Here is a 17,296-nt window from a genome sequence, read left to right on the forward strand (position 1 = left end):
AGTGATAATTTTAAAAAAAATAAAAACTTTTTTAATGAACGAAAACTAATTAATTTCAGGAGGGCAAAACTACAACTTATCTGACATCCTCACAAGCAAAAATAAATAAACATTATCTCAACTCTATAATTGTGTTATCCTCTCAGTACCTCAATTAGCGGGGCGCAAAACTACAACTCTTTTCAATAACCAACCAAACTTTTGCGAAGGTTTTTTTTAAAGGTTTTTGTTTAACAAACATAACCGGCTGAAATACCACTGCTTAACCGAAAAAATATTTTGTAAGAAACCACAATATTGGCACTCCTTCTACCCATAGAGAAGTGTAGTAAAACGAGTTTTGGCGATTTGCCTTCAACACAAGTACTATGATGATGAAATGCATTAATATATATATGTATGAATCCAACATCAAACAACTAAATAAAAACATTGAAAGCAAAAGGAAACTTAATGCAAGGATTTTAGACCTAAATACTCCTAAAACCTGTGGTAAGGTTTTGAGATATATTTGATCTAATCTTAAATCCCTTATTTCAAAAGGAATGATAAGCGCTACAACAATCAAGAATCTACTACATATATATAGTAACTCTTCAGTAGAAAATGAATTCAAAATAATTTCAGAAGAAATCAATGGCAGAATAGCTGTTGTACCTGACCAAACTATTGCGATTATAAATATTTTTAAACCACTTACGTCTCTCAAGTTTTTTGCACTAGGTGAAAATGGAAGTACATATAATAATGTAAGCGTAGTTAATCCAATAATGAATAAAAAAGCATTGATATCAAAATACAATAAGAAGAAGATGACAGGAATAACAGAGAAAGCAGCTAAAGTATATATAAGTTTTAGGCTATTACTTATTTTATAATTTGGACTTACAAGTAATGGAATGTACTTCACGAATGTATAAGCTACAATCGTTGAAAAGAAAACAAAAGCAAGTACATGATATTGAATATCTAAATCAAAATCCAAATAAGTGATACAGGTGAAGGCAAGAACTGCAAAGGCAACGTGAATGCTTGAGTTGATATAAAGCCTTAAGAGTTTTGATAAAAAAATCACATCGACAAAAATAGAGATTTTATGGAATATATTTTTATTGAAAAGTTAACTATAGTGAATGCGTCTTAAACTATTGTTTCATTATAAATAATGTATTTTTGTGTGCAAATTTTAAAAATCTTTCAATGAATACAGAATCATTTTCATCAAGACACATAGGTCCTAGAGGTGAGAGGATAAAAGAGATGCTTAACGAAGTAGGCGCAGAGTCCCTAGGTGAACTTATCTATGAGACCATACCGAATGATATTAAGTTGGAAAGGAAATTGAATTTGCCAGAGCCACTAACTGAATTTGAATTCTCAAATCACGTACAAGCTTTAGCCAGTCAAAATAAGGTATACAAATCCTACATTGGCTTAGGTTACCACCAAGCAATCCTTCCAGCAGTTATTCAAAGAAATGTATTTGAAAATCCAGGCTGGTATACTGCTTATACTCCTTATCAGGCTGAGATCGCTCAAGGTAGACTTGAGGCTTTATTGAATTTCCAAACCATGGTTTCTGATTTAACAGGTATGGAATTGGCTAATGCTTCATTACTCGATGAATCCACGTCTGCTGCAGAAGCAATGACTTTATTATTTGCAGTGCGTTCGCGAGAGCAAAAGAAAAATAACATTGTCAAGTTTTTTGTTGGAGATAATGTGCTACCACAAACCTTAGCATTGCTCAAAACAAGATCTGAACCTTTGGAAATCGAATTAGTAGTGGGCAATCCAGATAAATTTGATTTTGATGAAAGCTATTTTGGAGCATTGATACAATATTCTGGAAAACATGGAGAGATTCACGATTACCATGAGTTCACAAGAAAAGCACAAGCCAATCATATAAAGGTAGCAGTTGCTGCAGATTTACTGAGTTTAACACTCTTAGAAGCACCAGGAGACTGGGGTGTAGATGTTGTGGTAGGGACTACACAGCGTTTTGGAATACCACTAGGTTACGGTGGACCACATGCTGCCTATTTTGCTACTAAAGAAGAATATAAAAGAAACATTCCTGGAAGAATCATTGGTGTCACCAAAGATATGGATGACAATACTTCACTTAGAATGGCTCTTCAAACTAGAGAACAGCATATAAAGAGAGACAAAGCGACTTCCAATATCTGTACCGCTCAAGTTTTACTTGCGGTAATGGCTGGAATGTACGCTGTCTATCACGGACCAAAAGGTCTAAAGTTTATCGCCAATAAAATCCATAAGAACACTGTAAGCTTAAGTGAAGGATTAGAAAAACTAGGGTTTTATCAAGTCAATGAATTGTACTTTGATACCATTTTCATTAAAGCTGATGCCAAAAAGATAAAAGACATTGCTGAAAGAAAAGAAGTGAATTTCTATTATCCTGATGCTGAAAGTGTATGTATTTCTATCAATGAAACAACGTCTATTCAAGATTTAAATGAGATCCTGGATATTTTTGAAGAGGCTTCAGAAAAAGATAAAGAAGCAATCAAAGATTTATCAGATAGCATTATTGATGTAAGCGAGTTGAAAAGAGAAAGTGAGTTTTTAACTCATGATGTCTTCAACAGCTATCACTCAGAAACTGAATTGATGCGTTACATTAAAAGACTGGAAAGAAAAGACTTGGCATTAAATCATTCTATGATTTCTTTAGGATCCTGCACTATGAAGCTAAATGCTGCTTCGGAAATGCTACCGCTTTCCAATCCACAATGGGGAAATATCCACCCCTTCGTGCCAAAAAATCAAGCTGCAGGATACCACGAAATACTTTCAAAATTAGAAGATTATTTAACTGAAATCACCGGATTTGCTGCTACTTCCTTACAACCAAATTCTGGTGCACAAGGAGAATATGCCGGCTTAATGGTCATTCGTGCATATCACAAATCCAGAAATGAGTCCCATAGAAATATTTGCTTAGTTCCCTCCTCTGCGCATGGTACTAACCCTGCAAGTGCAGTGATGGCTGGAATGAAAGTCGTTGTGATTAAAGCCACGGACAAAGGAAATATTGACATTGACGATTTAACGGCAAAGGCTGAAAAACATAGCGATAATTTAGCTGCATTGATGGTCACTTATCCTTCTACTCACGGAGTGTTTGAGTCTGACATCAGAAAAATTACGGCTTTGATTCACGAACACGGTGGACAAGTTTACATGGATGGTGCCAATATGAATGCCCAAGTTGGATTGACCAGCCCTGGCAGAATAGGTGCAGATGTTTGTCATTTGAACTTACATAAAACTTTCGCTATTCCTCATGGAGGTGGTGGACCGGGTGTCGGACCTATATGTGTGGCCAAGCAACTAGCTCCATTCTTGCCAAATAATCCTTTGATTGAAACTGGTGGAACAGAAGCTATTTCTTCAATTTCTGCTGCACCTTTCGGATCTGCATTTGTTTGCTTAATTTCTTACGCATACATAAGAATGCTGGGGGAAGAAGGACTAAGAGAATCCACCGAGTATGCTATTCTTAATGCAAATTATGTTCAGGCAAAATTAAAAGGTCATTACAAAACCTTATATTCTGGAGAAAAAGGAAGAGCTGCTCACGAAATGATTATTGATTGTAGAGATTTTAAAGACTTTGGTATTGAAGTAAAAGATATTGCTAAAAGGCTTATTGATTACGGGTTCCACTCACCTACTGTATCTTTCCCTGTTGCTGGAACGATGATGATCGAACCTACAGAAAGCGAAAGTAAAGCTGAACTTGACAGATTTTGTGAAGCGATGATTTCAATAAAACAAGAAGTGGAAACATGTGATAAGGATAATCCTAACAATGTTCTTAAAAATGCTCCTCATACTATTGCAATGCTAACAGCTGAGAACTGGGAATTTGACTACAGCAGACAAACTGCTGCCTTCCCACTTCCCTTTGTAGCCGAGAATAAATTCTGGCCTTCGACAAGAAGAGTCGATGAAGCCTATGGTGACAGAAACTTAACCTGCACTTGTGCTCCAATTGAAGCTTATATCTAAATAGCTCAATTATTTTTATAAATTATAGCCTCAAGTTATTTAATTTGAGGCTATTTTTATATCAACCCAACTCTTGTAAGATTATGACTTTATCTGAAACTGAGAAAGGACAACTTTTAGATTTCATCAAATCGCATTATGTCGATTACCATGATGTAAGACTTCTTATAGCAAGAGACCTTGAAGATGATATCGTTAAACGAATGCGAGAAGATGAAGAACTTACATTTGAAAATGCAGTTAAAGAAGCCTATAAAGTATACGGCGTTATTGGTTTTTCTGATGCATCTGAAGATTACATGAAAAGAATAGATAAGTACTTCTACAAAAAAGTAATCCTAAACATATTAAAAGATGAAGCGTCGACACCAAAATTTTGGCTCTTATTGATTCTAAGTTTTGCTGTCATACAGACTATGTTAATGTCACTTATCGATTCGCCTTTTATCTTGGCTGGAGGTTTTTTAGTACTGGTCATTGTAGCTTTGATTGTCTTTTTTAGGAAGTTCCATCTCGAAATGAAAGCTTTGAAAGAAAATAATGACTTTTATTATGTGCATCAGCTTTTGGCCTCAGGTAATTCTATCATCTTTCCTATTTCATATATGCCACTTTTAATTGCTCCTCACGTTGGTAGACTGGCTGAAGATGAATTCTGGTCAATGGCTATATTATCTGTTTTCGCAACAATTTCAGTGATAGGATTTTATCTATTGTATCTTAGACTCTATAAAGAACGTCATAGTATTTTAGAGAATTATAAAGATGACTTCCTCACTAAAAAAATATGACAACAAACCTCAAGTTGCCTAAATCAAATTCAGAATAAATTTTGAAAGCGTTTAAAAACAATTAATTTTGACTCTTACTTTACAATTTAATTACATTAAATGTACCTTGCAAAAAATTTATATTGAACATGAATGCTATAAAAATCGTTGGTGTAGGGAGTTATATTCCAGAATTGATTAAGAAAAATGAGGATTTTTTAAAAAATAAATTCTTCAACCAGGATGAGACTGCTTTTGATGCTGAGCCTGAAGTGATCATCAAAAAATTTAAGGCCATTACAGGAATTGAAGAGAGAAGATATGTAGACGAAAAATTGAAAACTTCTGATATTGCTACGTTTGCGGCAGAAACAGCCATCAAGGATGCAGATATCGACCCCGAAACTTTAGACTACATTATTGTAGCGCATAACTTTGGAGATGTAGCTCATAATAAACAACAAGCGGATACTGTTCCTAGTTTAGCTTCGAGAGTAAAAGAAAAGTTACAAATCAATAATCCAAACTGCGTCGCTTACGACCTTTTGTTTGGCTGTCCAGGATGGATAGAAGGCTGTATTCATTCCTACGCATTCATGAAAGCTGGCATGGCCAAACGCTGTTTAATTATTGGAGCCGAAACACTTTCTAGAGTTGTAGATCCCAATGACAGAGACAGTATGATCTACGCAGATGGTGCCGGCGCTACCATTTTCGAACAAAAAGAAGGAAATGGTGGTATTTTGGCTCACAAGACGGCGACCTACGCCAAAACTGAAGCTAACTATATCTATTTTGATAAATCCTTTTCTCCAGAAAGAGAAGACGATAGAGCATATATTAAAATGTATGGTCGCAAGATTTATAACTTTGCCTTGTCAAAGGTTCCGGAAGCTATGAAGTCCTGCCTGGAGGAAAGTGGAAAATCTATAGACGATTTGAAAAAAATCTTCATCCATCAAGCTAACGAAAAAATGGACGAAGCCATCGTCCAAAGGTTTTATAAACTCTTTGATAGAGAGACTCCTAAAGATATCATGCCAATGAGCATCGATAAGCTAGGCAATAGTAGTGTCGCTACCATACCTACGCTTTATGACATGTTTTTGAAAGGAGAATTTGAACATGATAGTTTAAAGCCCGGAGATACAGTTATGTTCACGAGTGTTGGTGCAGGAATGAACATCAACGCGATAGTCTACGAAATCTAGTCTATTGATGTACGAAAACACTTATCCTGAAAAGCGATTCAATATAACTTTAGAGTTTTTGAAAAAACATGCTCCACCTCCATCTAGGATTTTAGATTTGGGTGTGGCCAATCCTTTTTCTGAAATGATGACTTCGGAAGGATATGATATTAAAAACACTAAAGGTCAGGATCTGGATGTTGATCAAAGTCAGCTCAAAGACTCTTCAGCTGAAATCACAACGGCATTTGAAATTTTTGAGCATTTATTATCGCCCTTGGAGGTATTAAAAAGTCTGCAAAGCGAGTATTTATTTGCCAGTGTTCCACTGAAACTCTGGTTTGCGAAAGCTTACCAAAGCAAAACAGACCCTTGGGATAGACATTACCATGAGTTTGAGCAATGGCAATTTAATTGGTTGCTTGATAAGGGAGGCTGGGAAATTATAGATTCTAAAAGTTTTACCCATCCCATAAAAAAAATTGGGATTAGACCCATATTGAGATATTTTACGCCAAGGTATTATCTTGTCTTCTGTAAAAGAAAACCCTAAACTTTGGATATCGCGATCATCATACCTGCTTACAATGAGGAGAAGTTTATAGAAGAGTGCCTTGATTCTCTTTTGAATCAGACACACTCAGCAAAACAAATCCTTGTCGTTGATGATGGCTCAACCGATAAGACTTCAGAAATACTTGATCTCCTTTCTGAAAATCACACCAATGTCAGCTATGTTAAAAGAGACGATAGCCTGAAGCATAGCCCTGGAAGTAAAATTGTAGACGCCTTTAATTTTGGCCTAAAACATTTGAGTATTGATTATGATGTCATCTGCAAATTTGATGCAGATTTAATTTTTCCAAGGGATTACCTTGAAGTATTAGCCAAAGCCTTCCAAGAAAACCTAAAGCTAGGCATGTATGGAGGATTTTGCACAGTAGAAAAAAATGGAGATTGGAAAATTGAGCAACTTACCAACTCCGACCATTTACGTGGAGCGCTAAAGTCCTACCGCAAAGCATGTTTTGAAAGGATAGTTGGGTTAGTTCCGGCTATGGGTTGGGACACTATCGATGAAATGAAGGCTAGGTTTTACGGATGGGAGGTCAGGACCAATCCAGGCCTGTTGGTCAAACACCTTAAACCGACCGGCCAACATTATAAAAAAGATTTGCCCAAATTATTCGGTATTTCTTTATTCAGAATGAGATATAGTTGGTCTTTAGCTTTTTTGACTTGCTTAAAAATGGCTAAAAATAAATCGGATTTTACTTTTTTTCTGAAATCTATGAGATCGTATCTTGAAAGTAATCCCAAAAAAAACACCTTCCTAGTCAGTGACGAAGAAGGTGAATTTATTAGAAACTATAGATGGAGAAAGATTAAGGAGCGCTTAATCTAAAACTTCAGTAATTACAGTTCCTGTAGCTCCGTTGGGTAATTCTATTCCAAGTAGAGCAGAAATGGTTGGTGCAATATCTGGAATATAGTATCTATTGTAAGTTTTACCGGATTTGATTCCATTTCCATACATCAACAATGGTGCTTGTGTATCATAACTGTTCCCACTTCCATGAGTTGAACCTTTTTTAGAATAAGAAATAAAGGAAGGATCTAAAGCGAAAACTACATCTCCACTTCTTTTCTGATGAAATCCATTCGCGATTAACTCTGCAGAATTTCCGCTAAAATCACTATTTTCCAAAGTTTCTCTAGTGTAGACTTTGTCTATATTTTTGTATTGAATCAAAAAGTGCTTCACCTCATTTTGAGCAGTCACAAATTCAGCATAGGTTTTAAACTTAGAGTAATCTAAAAATATTTGGTTGTTGTAAATACTTTCAATAACATTATCTAATCCAAAATTTGAGCTTAAGTAACTCTCGAGAGCATCACGCATTTCTCCAAACTCAAAATAACCCGCAGGGATTTTTTCATCTTTTAAAAACTGTGGAACATGAACCGCTCCATGATCTGCGGTTAAGAACAATGTATAATTTCCTTTTCCTACTTTTTCGTCAAGGAATTTCAACAGTTCTGCTACACTTTGATCCAACCGTACATAAGTATCTTGGATTTCTTTAGAATTAACACCAAAATTATGACCCACATAATCAGTACTAGAGAAACTCAAAGTAAGAACATCTGTAAACTCGTCCTTGCCTAATTCTTCATTAATGATAACTTCTTTTGCAAAGTCTAATAACAAGTCGTTCCCGAATGGGGTTGGTCTTATAATGCTATAATCATCATTATCCTTGGCTAATTTTTTAAGATCGTAAGGAAAAGTAGCCTCATCTTTAGCCTTGAAACCATTTTCATAATTATTCAGATCTGATCCACTTTCTATATAAGTAGATATGTCATTATATGTATCCCACTCTTTGAGGTAACTCTTAGCAACATCAGAAGAATTGAATTTATCAACCCAATTTGGCAGCTTATCCATATAGAAATCTGAGCTGATAAAATGTCCTAAATCTCCTCCAACAAACCAATACGCAGCATTAGCGGTATGTCCGGCAGGCAGGATTGCACCTCTATCTTTTATAGAAACCCCTATCGTTTTGCCTTTAAACTGAGTATGAAGACGGTTTTGATCTGCAAAACTTGTTGTCAACATTCTATTGGGTGACATCTTACCATCTCTATCATCAGGATCTATACCAATTCCTGAAGCATTTGGATCTGAGGCGCAATACACCCTTGTTTTATCAACTTTATTATACCAATTATTGGCAACAATCCCATGATTCATTGGACTTGTCCCTGTAAAAATAGAAGCATGGCCGGGTCCGGTATAGGTAGGAACATAATCAAAATGAAAGTTTTTCATTTCGAAACCTTCTCTCTGCAGACGTTTGAAACCGTCTTTGGAATAATGTTTTTCAAATTTTGTTAAATAATCGTACCTCATCTGGTCAACAACTACTCCAACCACAAGTTTTGTAGAATTTTTGTCTTCTTGTGCAAGCACTTGAACTTGCGCTAATAATAAGAACAGAATAATGATTTTGAATTTCATATAATTTATAATTTTTTACAAAGATAAGGTGTTATGTTAGTTTCAAGTTTATGCTTGGGTTAAATCATATCTTCAAGTTTTTATTCTATTTTTATCAAAATTTCAAAAAGGCTTAAAGCAAATGCTAATAAATTACATAAAAAGTATTGGTCAATACTTCATCATGATTTATGAAACTTTCAAAAGGATGACCAAAACTTCCGAATTGAGAAGACTTATTCTGCAAGAACTTGATGACCTTATCGTTAGTTCACTGGGTATTGTAGTCTTTATTTCATTTTTTATTGGGGCAGTAATTGCCATACAAACTGCTTTAAACTTTTCAAATCCATTTGTCCCAAAATCTCTGATTGGTTTTGCAGCCAGACAATCTATCATATTGGAATTTGCCCCTACTTTTGTTGCGATAATCATGGCAGGTAAAGTAGGTTCTTATATCACTTCAAGCATTGGAACTATGCGAGTTTCAGAACAAATTGATGCTTTGGAAGTGATGGGAATCAACTCTTTGAACTATCTCGTATTCCCAAAGATTGTTGCCATGTGTATGTTCCCTTTCGTCATCGGTATTTCAATGTTCGTCGGAATAATTGGTGCTTATTTCGCAGGAGTTTATGGAGGTTTTCTAAGCGCTGAGGAGTTTTTAACTGGTTTACAGGAGGATTTTATTCCTTTCCAGGTGTTCTATGCATTCCTTAAAAGTTTCATATTTGCTTTCATTCTGGCAACCGTTCCATCATTTCATGGATACTACATGAGGGGTGGTTCTCTGGAAGTAGGTCACGCAGCTACAACCTCTTTTGTATGGACTAGCGTTATTATCATTTTTATGAATTATTTCATCACCCAATTATTACTCAGTTAATATGATTAAAGTTAAAGATTTATGCAAATCCTTCGGAGACCTAGACGTGTTAAAAGGGGTGAATGCTGAATTCGAAAAAGGAAAAACCAATTTAATAATCGGTCAGTCGGGTTCTGGAAAGACTGTATTTTTAAAATGCTTACTAGGGCTAATTAAGCCAAATTCTGGAGCCATAGAATACAACGGTAAAGCTTATAAAAGTTTAACCAAGGAAGAGAAAAGAGAAATTAGTACTCAAATGGGTATGGTCTTTCAGGGTGGAGCTTTGTTTGACTCTATGACAGTTGGAGAAAACGTGGTTTTCCCTCTGAAAATGCTGACAAAAATGAGCAGGAAGGATAGAGAAAAACGTGTGGATGAAGTTTTGGACAGAGTAAATCTTGGAGATATTCATGATAAACTACCTTCTGAAATAAGTGGAGGTATGCAGAAAAGAGTATCGATTGCCAGAGCTATTGTCAATAGACCTAATTTTTTATTTTGCGATGAACCAAATTCTGGTCTGGATCCCAGAACAGCTTCTGTTATTGATAACCTTATCCAGGAAATCACTCATGAATATGACATCACAACCGTTATCAATACTCACGATATGAACTCTGTGTTCGAAATTGGTGAAAAAATAATTTATCTTGAGAATGGTATTAAAGCATGGGAAGGCAATAAAGACAATATATACAAGACAGATAATGAAAAACTTACAGATTTTGTATACGCATCAAATTTATTCCAGAAAGTTAGAATTGCTCAGAGAAGAGGTCTTTAATTTATCGACTGGACACTTATATTGTCAAGATTAAGCTTGTAGGATAACCAATCTTCGAGTTGTTTAAGTTTCTTTTGCTTTTCTTCTGAATTGATCTCAGGCTTCCACTTTATACTAAATGTTGGTATCGTATCCAGATTTTCAAAGTTGGATTTTATGACATCAGCAAAACTCACTTCAGCTACTTTTTCATAATTCAACTGAATCTCCTGAGCCAAACGATCAAATCTCACGATTCTATTGCTTTTCTGCATAGATCTCAACTCGTATTGAAGATTTTCAATCTCAGCTTTAGACTCGGCAAGCTCAAGAGAATCCCGTTTTTTCAGCTCAGACATAAACTGCAATTGATTGAAATTTTCGGAATTTTCATTCTGAAGAACCCTAAGCTCGGTATCCTCTAAATATTCATAGTTGTTCATCTTGTCCTTCCAAAGTGTGATCACTTCTTTAGGAATTTCTTTACCTAAAAAAGAAACATCAATAGTTGGTGAAAGTCCGGAGTTGTAGGTGATGACAGTTGAATTCTTTTGAAGAAAAGATTGCTTATAATTCATCAATTCTTCCTGTATAAATTTATTAGCATCATTAATAAAGTAAGACTCCTTCAGTAGATTATAAAATAAATATACACTTGGGATCATGACAATTATAGCAATGGAAGAAGCGATTTGAGCAATCCTTCTTCGTCTCAAAGAATTTGCATATTTCACTAGTGGAAATCTCAAAAACTTAGAAACCACAAAAGTAGATAAGGCTATAAATATGGTATTGATGGTGAACAAATACATCGCTCCACCAAAAATGCTCATATCCCAAACAGCTAATCCGTAGCCAGCAGTGCACAATGGAGGCATTAAAGCTGTAGCGATAGCAACACCCGAAATTACGGTGATAATTGTTCCTTTTTTGGCTTTAGCAATGATAAGCGCTAAACCACCAAAAATAGCGACTAAAACATCAAGTATAGTCGGATACGTTCTTGCTTCGAGTTCTGGAGTAAGCTGTGTGAGTGGGGACAATTGAAAATATAGAAATGCAGTCACTAGACTAAGTCCAACCATCACACCAAGATTGATTAATGACCTTCTCAGCGCATCCACATCATTGATGGCTACAGAAAAGCCAAGTCCTACTATCGGTCCCATAAGAGGTGAGATAAGCATAGCGCCAATAACAACTGCCGTACTACTTACATTAAGCCCAACGGAAGCCACGATTATTGAAAAAATTAAAATCCAAGCATTATGTCCTTTGAAAGGGATATCCTTTATGATAGCTTCTGTAGTAGCTTCTCTATCGGTATCATGTGTGATATCCAAAAGCTCGTAAAGAAATTCTTTTATATTAAAAAAGGAATGCTTTAGGCTAGTTTTTACCTGTTTTGAGGATTCAGAATTTGAATCATTGCCAGAAGGATTGGTAGTATTTTCAGTCATCTTTTAGCCGTAATGTTTACCAAATTTGTCCATTACTAAGTTACGTATTGTTTTGATTTCCTGCTCATCTTGCTTTGGTAGAATCACAAGTGAATCTTCATCTTCAACAATTATATAATTATCCAAACCTTTGATAACAGCAACTTTATCTTTGGAAGTCCTCAAAATGGTGTTGGAAGTCTCTATAAAAATAGATTGGGCATTGATACTCACATTTTCATGTTCATCTTTGGGAAGCTGATTGTGCAAAGAGCCCCAGGTTCCAAGATCACTCCAATCAAAAGAAGCCTCAATGACACCCACATTTGTAGCCTTTTCCAAAATTCCGTAATCGATAGATATGTTTTCAAAGCTTGGATAATGTTCTTCTAGAAATGAAATTTCAGCCTTAGTGTTTAATTTAAACAGTGATTTTTCAAAGATTGTAAACATCTCTGGTAAATAAGCCTGGTATTGATCTATAATGTAAGAGGATTTCCAGATAAAAATCCCAGCATTCCATAAGTAGTTTCCGGATTTTAGAAACGATTTTGCAGTAGGATAGTCTGGTTTTTCCGTAAACGTTTCAACCATTTTCACATGGGCAGACTCTTCATTTTTGAATCTTATGTAACCATAACCTGTATTTGGAAATGTAGGTTTGACTCCAAGTGTCATTAATAAATCTTCGCTGGAACAGGCTTCAAATGCTTGGTTTACGTCTTTTGTGAAAGCCTCTTCATCTTCAATCCAGTGATCGCTTGGTGCGACGATCATTCTGGCCTTAGGATTTTCCTTATAAATTTTTAATGCCGAAAGCAAAATACAGGGAGCTGTGTTTCGCATAGCAGGTTCAGCAATGACTTGATCTTTGTTAATTTTTGGTAACTGTTCGTTGACTAAATCAACATATTCTGAATTTGTTAAAATCAAAATTTGAGTAGAAGGAACTATCTTACTGAGCCTTAAAAAGGTTTGCTGAAGCAGAGATTTTCCTGCCCCCAGCATATCATGAAACTGCTTAGGATAGGAAGTTTTGCTGACAGGCCAAAACCTTGAGCCAACTCCTCCTGCCATAATCACAGCATAATTGTCCTTCTTGTTCATATCATTTATTTTAAAAGATCAACCTCTGCATTGGGTTGAAAAACATAAACTTTTCCAGTATTGATTTCTTGGCACTCGTACCTTTTGCGAATTCTTTTTCCTTTCTTGAATTTCCTTCCATTAGGGATTTGAAAGATACTGCCAAAAGGGATTTCAAATATAAAATTTTTCTCATTAGGTCTATCGTATTGCTTCAATGCAACTGATAGTCTAGCATCCGTATCACTACTGGCAGTTGGATTTTTAAAATGTCTGGCCAACTCTGGTAATACATCATTGGGAAATATCTCGGGGTTTAAAAAAGGCAACATCAGTTTCTGAAATGTATGCTTCCATTCTGTACCGTGAGGAAGAATAGAAAATCCATAGGTCTTAAATGCCAATAAATGCGCCACTTCATGAACAATCGTCAATAAAAATCTATATTTATTTAAATTGGAATTAACCGTTATTTGATGGAAACCATCGGGTTTCAATCTATAATCTCCATGTTTGCTTTGTCTTTGGTTTACAATCTTCAGTTGAATTTGATAAGCTTTGATCATTCCCATGATAGGAACAACCGCACGCTCGGGCAAATATTTATGAAGAGTGTCTTTCATTAAAATTTATGGAGTTGAACTAGAGACCTGCAATAGCTTACCATTATAAAATTTCTGTCCATTGACAGAGAAATCCTTGATATATTGAGCCATTCCCAAAGCTGAATTGGGTGCTTGCAAACCTGGAAAAGCTTCTTCAAGCATTTCAGTCTGTACGGCTCCGAGTGCCAAAACATTAAAAGAAGGTCCGCTTTCTTTATATTCTTCAGCAAGTAATTCAGTTAATGTAATCACTGCTGCTTTACTTGAACTGTAAGCTGCTAAGCCTGGAAATTTCATGCTACCCTGCACACCACCCATGCTACTGATGGTAACTACATGTGTTGATTCTGTCATCAAAGTCATCAGCTTGTGTGTCAAATCAAAGACAGCAAAAACGTTGGTTTCATACACACTTTTTACATCTTGCATGTTTGTGTCCTTGAAGTCTTGCTTCAAAAATTGACCAGCGTTGTTAATTAGAATATCAACAGATTTTACTTTCGATTTAATATTTTCAGTGACATCAGCAACATCAGAAGAATTATTTAAGTCACAGGAAAAAGCAAAAACATTCTCTAAGTTCAAACTTTTTACCGGCTTGTCATTTCTTGACAGTGCGAAAACGGTATGTCCTTCAGATGCAAAAAGTTTTACCAGTTCAAATCCAATACCTCGGCTTGTTCCAGTGATAACAATAGTTTTTGACATTAGTTAAGATTTACTGTAGTTTCAGTTGAATTAATAAGTTGTAAAACACCAGGCTTTAAGTCATCTATTAACTTAAGGTAAGCTTCTACATCTAGTTCCCCAAACTCATCGTTTACATGATGGTAGTATTCATAGTTGGTGAAATCGAATGTACAAATGGTATGAGAAGGCACACCAAAGACTTCAAAGAATGGGTAATTATCACTCCTTTTAAAAAGCCCATATTGAGCAGCTTCAGGTAAAAAACCTAAAAATTGCTCTTCACCATCATAAAACGCATTAAAAACTTCTGCCAAGTTTGAGATTTCGTATCCTGTAACATAAGCACGGTAATCTTTACCTTCCATTTGAACACCAAGCATCTCAATATTGAACACTACGTAAGGTTCAACATCCATATCTTTCATTTTGTTCGCCAAATGTTTTGACCCAACAAGACCTTTTTCCTCTGCAGAAAACAATGCAAATATGACATCTCTCTTTAATTGCTTATCTGCTAAAAATTGGGCTAGCTCCAAAACAGCAACAGTTCCAGAAGCATTATCATTGGCTCCATTTGCAATGCTATCTTGATCTATCGCTTCAATATGTCCAATGTGATCGAAGTGAGCACCAATAATAAGTGGTTTCAGGTCCGATTGTTCTTTTGATTTAACAACTCCTACCACATTGTAACCATCAACACCTTTAAGATCAAAAGAATCTCTATAAGTTTCAAAGTAAGGGTTGATATTGAAATCTTTAAATGCATTTTCAATATAAACTGCAGCTTTTTCAATTCCTTCTGAACCTGTATCTCGTCCACTTAATTCATCTGAAGACAAATATTTTAAAGCAGACGTCGCAGAGTAATCAAATTGTGTATTTTCTGGCGTATTGGAGATTTCTTTTTTTTCTCCTTGTGGTGAATTCTTACAGGAGAAGGCTAAAAGTGAACCTATACAAAGGGTTAAAATAATTTTTTTCATAAAGTGAATATATAAAAAACTGCCTTTACAGACATCTTAATAGTCTAAAAAGGCAGTTGATTAATTTATTGTAAGTAAGTCTATGCAAGCATAGTTACTGGATTTTCTAAATAAGTTTTCAAAGTTTGTAAAAACTTAGCTCCAGTTGCTCCGTCTACAGTTCTATGGTCACAAGCTAAAGTAAGTGTCATCGTATGACCTACGACTATCTCTCCTTTTTTGACCACAGGCTTTTCAACTATAGTTCCTACAGAAAGTATGGCTGAATTCGGTTGATTGATGATACTTGTAAATTCAGTAATTCCGAACATTCCAAGATTAGATACTGTAAATGTGCTTCCTTCCATTTCGTTAGGCTGTAGTTTTTTGTTTTTAGCTTTACCAGCTAAATTCTTTACATTACTGCCGATTTGTGTTAAGCTTTGCTGATCTGCAAACTCAAGAACTGGAACCAAAAGGCCTTCTTCAACAGCAACAGCAACCCCTACATGAATATGTTTTGCAATTTTAGTTGCATCACCATCCCAGGATGAATTAACTTGTGGATGCTTTCTTAGCGCCATTGCAGAAGCTTTGATCACTAGATCATTAAAAGAAACCTTGACGTCTGGCATTTCATTGATATAAGATCTCGATGCCATAGCATTCTCCATATCTACTTCAATATTGAGATAATAATGAGGAGCAGAATTTTTGGATTCTAATAAACGCTTAGCAATTGTTTTTCTCATTTGAGAGTTCTTAACCTCTTCAAATGATTTTTCACCAGCTGGTGTATAAATTTCTGCTACAGGCTGAGGAGCAGCCTCTTCCTTCTTAGGCTGCTCTTTTTTGGTTTCAGTAGCTTTTTCTTCAGCGGGTTTTTCAGATGGTTTGTAATCTTCAACGTCTTTTTTGACGATGCGACCATTATCACCAGATCCACTTACTTTTCTTAAATCTATACCTTTATCTTCTGCTATTTTCTTAGCCAATGGAGACGCTAGTATTCTTCCGTCTGCGTCAGTATTATCTGCATCTTCATCGCCGGAAAGGTCTTGAACACTTGATTCACTTGAAGAACCTTCAGATTTAGTTTCTTCAGACTTATCGTCCTTTGAAGATTTATCTTTTGGCTTTTTCTCTGAATCCTTTGATGAAGACTTCCCACCGGACTTTAAGGATGCTAATACTTTATCCACATCTGTTCCATCTGGACCGATAATCGCTAATACATCATCTACTGGAGCAGAATCACCTTCGTCGATACCTATATAAAGTAACTTCCCAGAATAGAAAGATTCAAATTCCATTGTCGCTTTATCAGTTTCTATTTCAGCTAGAATTTCACCTTCCTCTACATCATCACCAACAGATTTTAACCAAGTCGCTACGGTTCCTTCTTCCATAGTGTCGCTTAAACGCGGCATAGTGACTACCTCAACATCATCAGGAATTCCATCACCACTTTCTGTATCTTCATCTGGCTTTTCTCCATCAGAATTGTCTTCGCCGTTTCCATCTTCTTCCTTAGACTTTTTGTCATCTTTGGATTCAGACTTCTCATCTTCACCTTCTTTGGAAGGATTATTATCTTTAGCTCCTTTGATAAGATCGTCAATATCCTCACCTTCTTCGCCAATAATAGCTAAAAGTGTATCTACAGGAGCACCTTCACCTTCTTCTACACCTATGTGTAATAAAACACCATCGTGGAATGATTCAAATTCCATGGTAGCTTTATCGGTTTCAATTTCAGCTAAAATATCACCTTCTTCTACCTTGTCTCCTTTTTGCTTTAACCATTTTGCAACGACACCTTCTTCCATGGTATCGCTCAATCTCGGCATATTTACTACTTCAGCCATC

The 17,296-nt window shown here is 35.7% G+C and carries 15 protein-coding genes; 7 read left to right on the forward strand and 8 right to left on the reverse strand.

The features are described 5' to 3' along the window. Positions 1-262: 262 nt before the first annotated feature. Positions 263-1,075: a prenyltransferase gene (locus LB452_RS12110; RefSeq protein ID WP_224462000.1), complete on the reverse strand. Its 813-nt coding sequence runs from the start codon at positions 1,073-1,075 to the stop codon at positions 263-265. A 125-nt stretch (positions 1,076-1,200) separates the two neighbouring features. Between LB452_RS12110 and gcvP the strand changes: the two genes are divergently transcribed. The 5 genes from gcvP to LB452_RS12135 all read left to right on the forward strand — a co-directional run bounded on the left by gcvP (position 1,201) and on the right by LB452_RS12135 (position 7,409). Further along, entirely contained in the window at positions 1,201-4,044 is a 2,844-nt protein-coding gene (gcvP, locus tag LB452_RS12115; protein ID WP_224462001.1) for an aminomethyl-transferring glycine dehydrogenase, read from the forward strand. 83 nt (positions 4,045-4,127) lie between these two features. After that, the gene (locus LB452_RS12120; protein WP_224462002.1) at positions 4,128-4,835 is read left to right on the forward strand and encodes a hypothetical protein; all 708 of its coding nucleotides are present in this window, start codon (positions 4,128-4,130) and stop codon (positions 4,833-4,835) included. A 128-nt stretch (positions 4,836-4,963) separates the two neighbouring features. Further along, entirely contained in the window at positions 4,964-6,025 is a 1,062-nt protein-coding gene (locus LB452_RS12125; protein WP_224462003.1) for a 3-oxoacyl-ACP synthase III family protein, read from the forward strand. 7 nt (positions 6,026-6,032) lie between these two features. Then, positions 6,033-6,557, forward strand: a complete 525-nt coding sequence (locus tag LB452_RS12130; RefSeq protein WP_224462004.1) for a methyltransferase domain-containing protein — start codon at positions 6,033-6,035, stop codon at positions 6,555-6,557. A gap of 3 nt (positions 6,558-6,560) precedes the next feature. Next, the gene (locus tag LB452_RS12135) at positions 6,561-7,409 is read left to right on the forward strand and encodes a glycosyltransferase (RefSeq protein ID WP_224462005.1); all 849 of its coding nucleotides are present in this window, start codon (positions 6,561-6,563) and stop codon (positions 7,407-7,409) included. On the opposite strand, the gene pafA is transcribed toward LB452_RS12135, so the two are convergent. After that, on the reverse strand, positions 7,401-9,032 hold the full coding sequence (gene pafA / locus LB452_RS12140; protein ID WP_224462006.1) for an alkaline phosphatase PafA: 1,632 nt from the start codon (positions 9,030-9,032) through the stop codon (positions 7,401-7,403). The two genes, LB452_RS12135 and pafA, sit on opposite strands and share 9 nt — an antisense overlap. Before the next feature lie 121 nt (positions 9,033-9,153). Here pafA and LB452_RS12145 point away from each other — a divergent pair, with 121 nt between their 5' ends. After that, a complete protein-coding gene (locus LB452_RS12145; RefSeq protein ID WP_262903014.1) occupies positions 9,154-9,897 on the forward strand; it encodes an MlaE family ABC transporter permease in 744 nt (247 codons plus the stop codon). 1 nt (position 9,898) lies between these two features. Then, positions 9,899-10,663 carry an ABC transporter ATP-binding protein gene (locus tag LB452_RS12150; RefSeq protein WP_224462007.1) on the forward strand — a complete coding sequence of 255 codons (765 nt, stop codon included), beginning with the start codon at positions 9,899-9,901 and terminating at the stop codon, positions 10,661-10,663. Here LB452_RS12150 and LB452_RS12155 read toward each other — a convergent pair. The 6 genes from LB452_RS12155 to LB452_RS12180 all read right to left on the reverse strand — a co-directional run bounded on the left by LB452_RS12155 (position 10,660) and on the right by LB452_RS12180 (position 17,295). After that, on the reverse strand, positions 10,660-12,102 hold the full coding sequence (locus tag LB452_RS12155; RefSeq protein WP_224462008.1) for a DUF389 domain-containing protein: 1,443 nt from the start codon (positions 12,100-12,102) through the stop codon (positions 10,660-10,662). The two genes, LB452_RS12150 and LB452_RS12155, sit on opposite strands and share 4 nt — an antisense overlap. Before the next feature lie 3 nt (positions 12,103-12,105). Further along, positions 12,106-13,188, reverse strand: coding sequence for a mannose-1-phosphate guanylyltransferase (locus tag LB452_RS12160; RefSeq protein WP_224462009.1), 1,083 nt, complete (start codon positions 13,186-13,188; stop codon positions 12,106-12,108). 5 nt (positions 13,189-13,193) lie between these two features. After that, positions 13,194-13,790, reverse strand: coding sequence for a SprT-like domain-containing protein (locus LB452_RS12165; protein WP_224462010.1), 597 nt, complete (start codon positions 13,788-13,790; stop codon positions 13,194-13,196). Between the two features lie 6 nt (positions 13,791-13,796). Next, on the reverse strand, positions 13,797-14,480 hold the full coding sequence (locus LB452_RS12170; protein ID WP_224462011.1) for an SDR family NAD(P)-dependent oxidoreductase: 684 nt from the start codon (positions 14,478-14,480) through the stop codon (positions 13,797-13,799). Beyond that, complete coding sequence (locus LB452_RS12175) at positions 14,480-15,448, reverse strand: M28 family metallopeptidase (RefSeq protein ID WP_224462012.1); 969 nt, start codon at positions 15,446-15,448, stop codon at positions 14,480-14,482. The genes LB452_RS12170 and LB452_RS12175 overlap by 1 nt, the downstream gene beginning before the upstream one ends. An 80-nt stretch (positions 15,449-15,528) precedes the next feature. Beyond that, a complete protein-coding gene (locus LB452_RS12180; protein WP_224462013.1) occupies positions 15,529-17,295 on the reverse strand; it encodes a pyruvate dehydrogenase complex dihydrolipoamide acetyltransferase in 1,767 nt (588 codons plus the stop codon). Position 17,296 lies beyond the last annotated feature (1 nt).

The organism is Psychroflexus longus (assembly GCF_020164595.1).
GTDB classification, from domain to species: Bacteria; Bacteroidota; Bacteroidia; order Flavobacteriales; family Flavobacteriaceae; genus Psychroflexus; species Psychroflexus longus.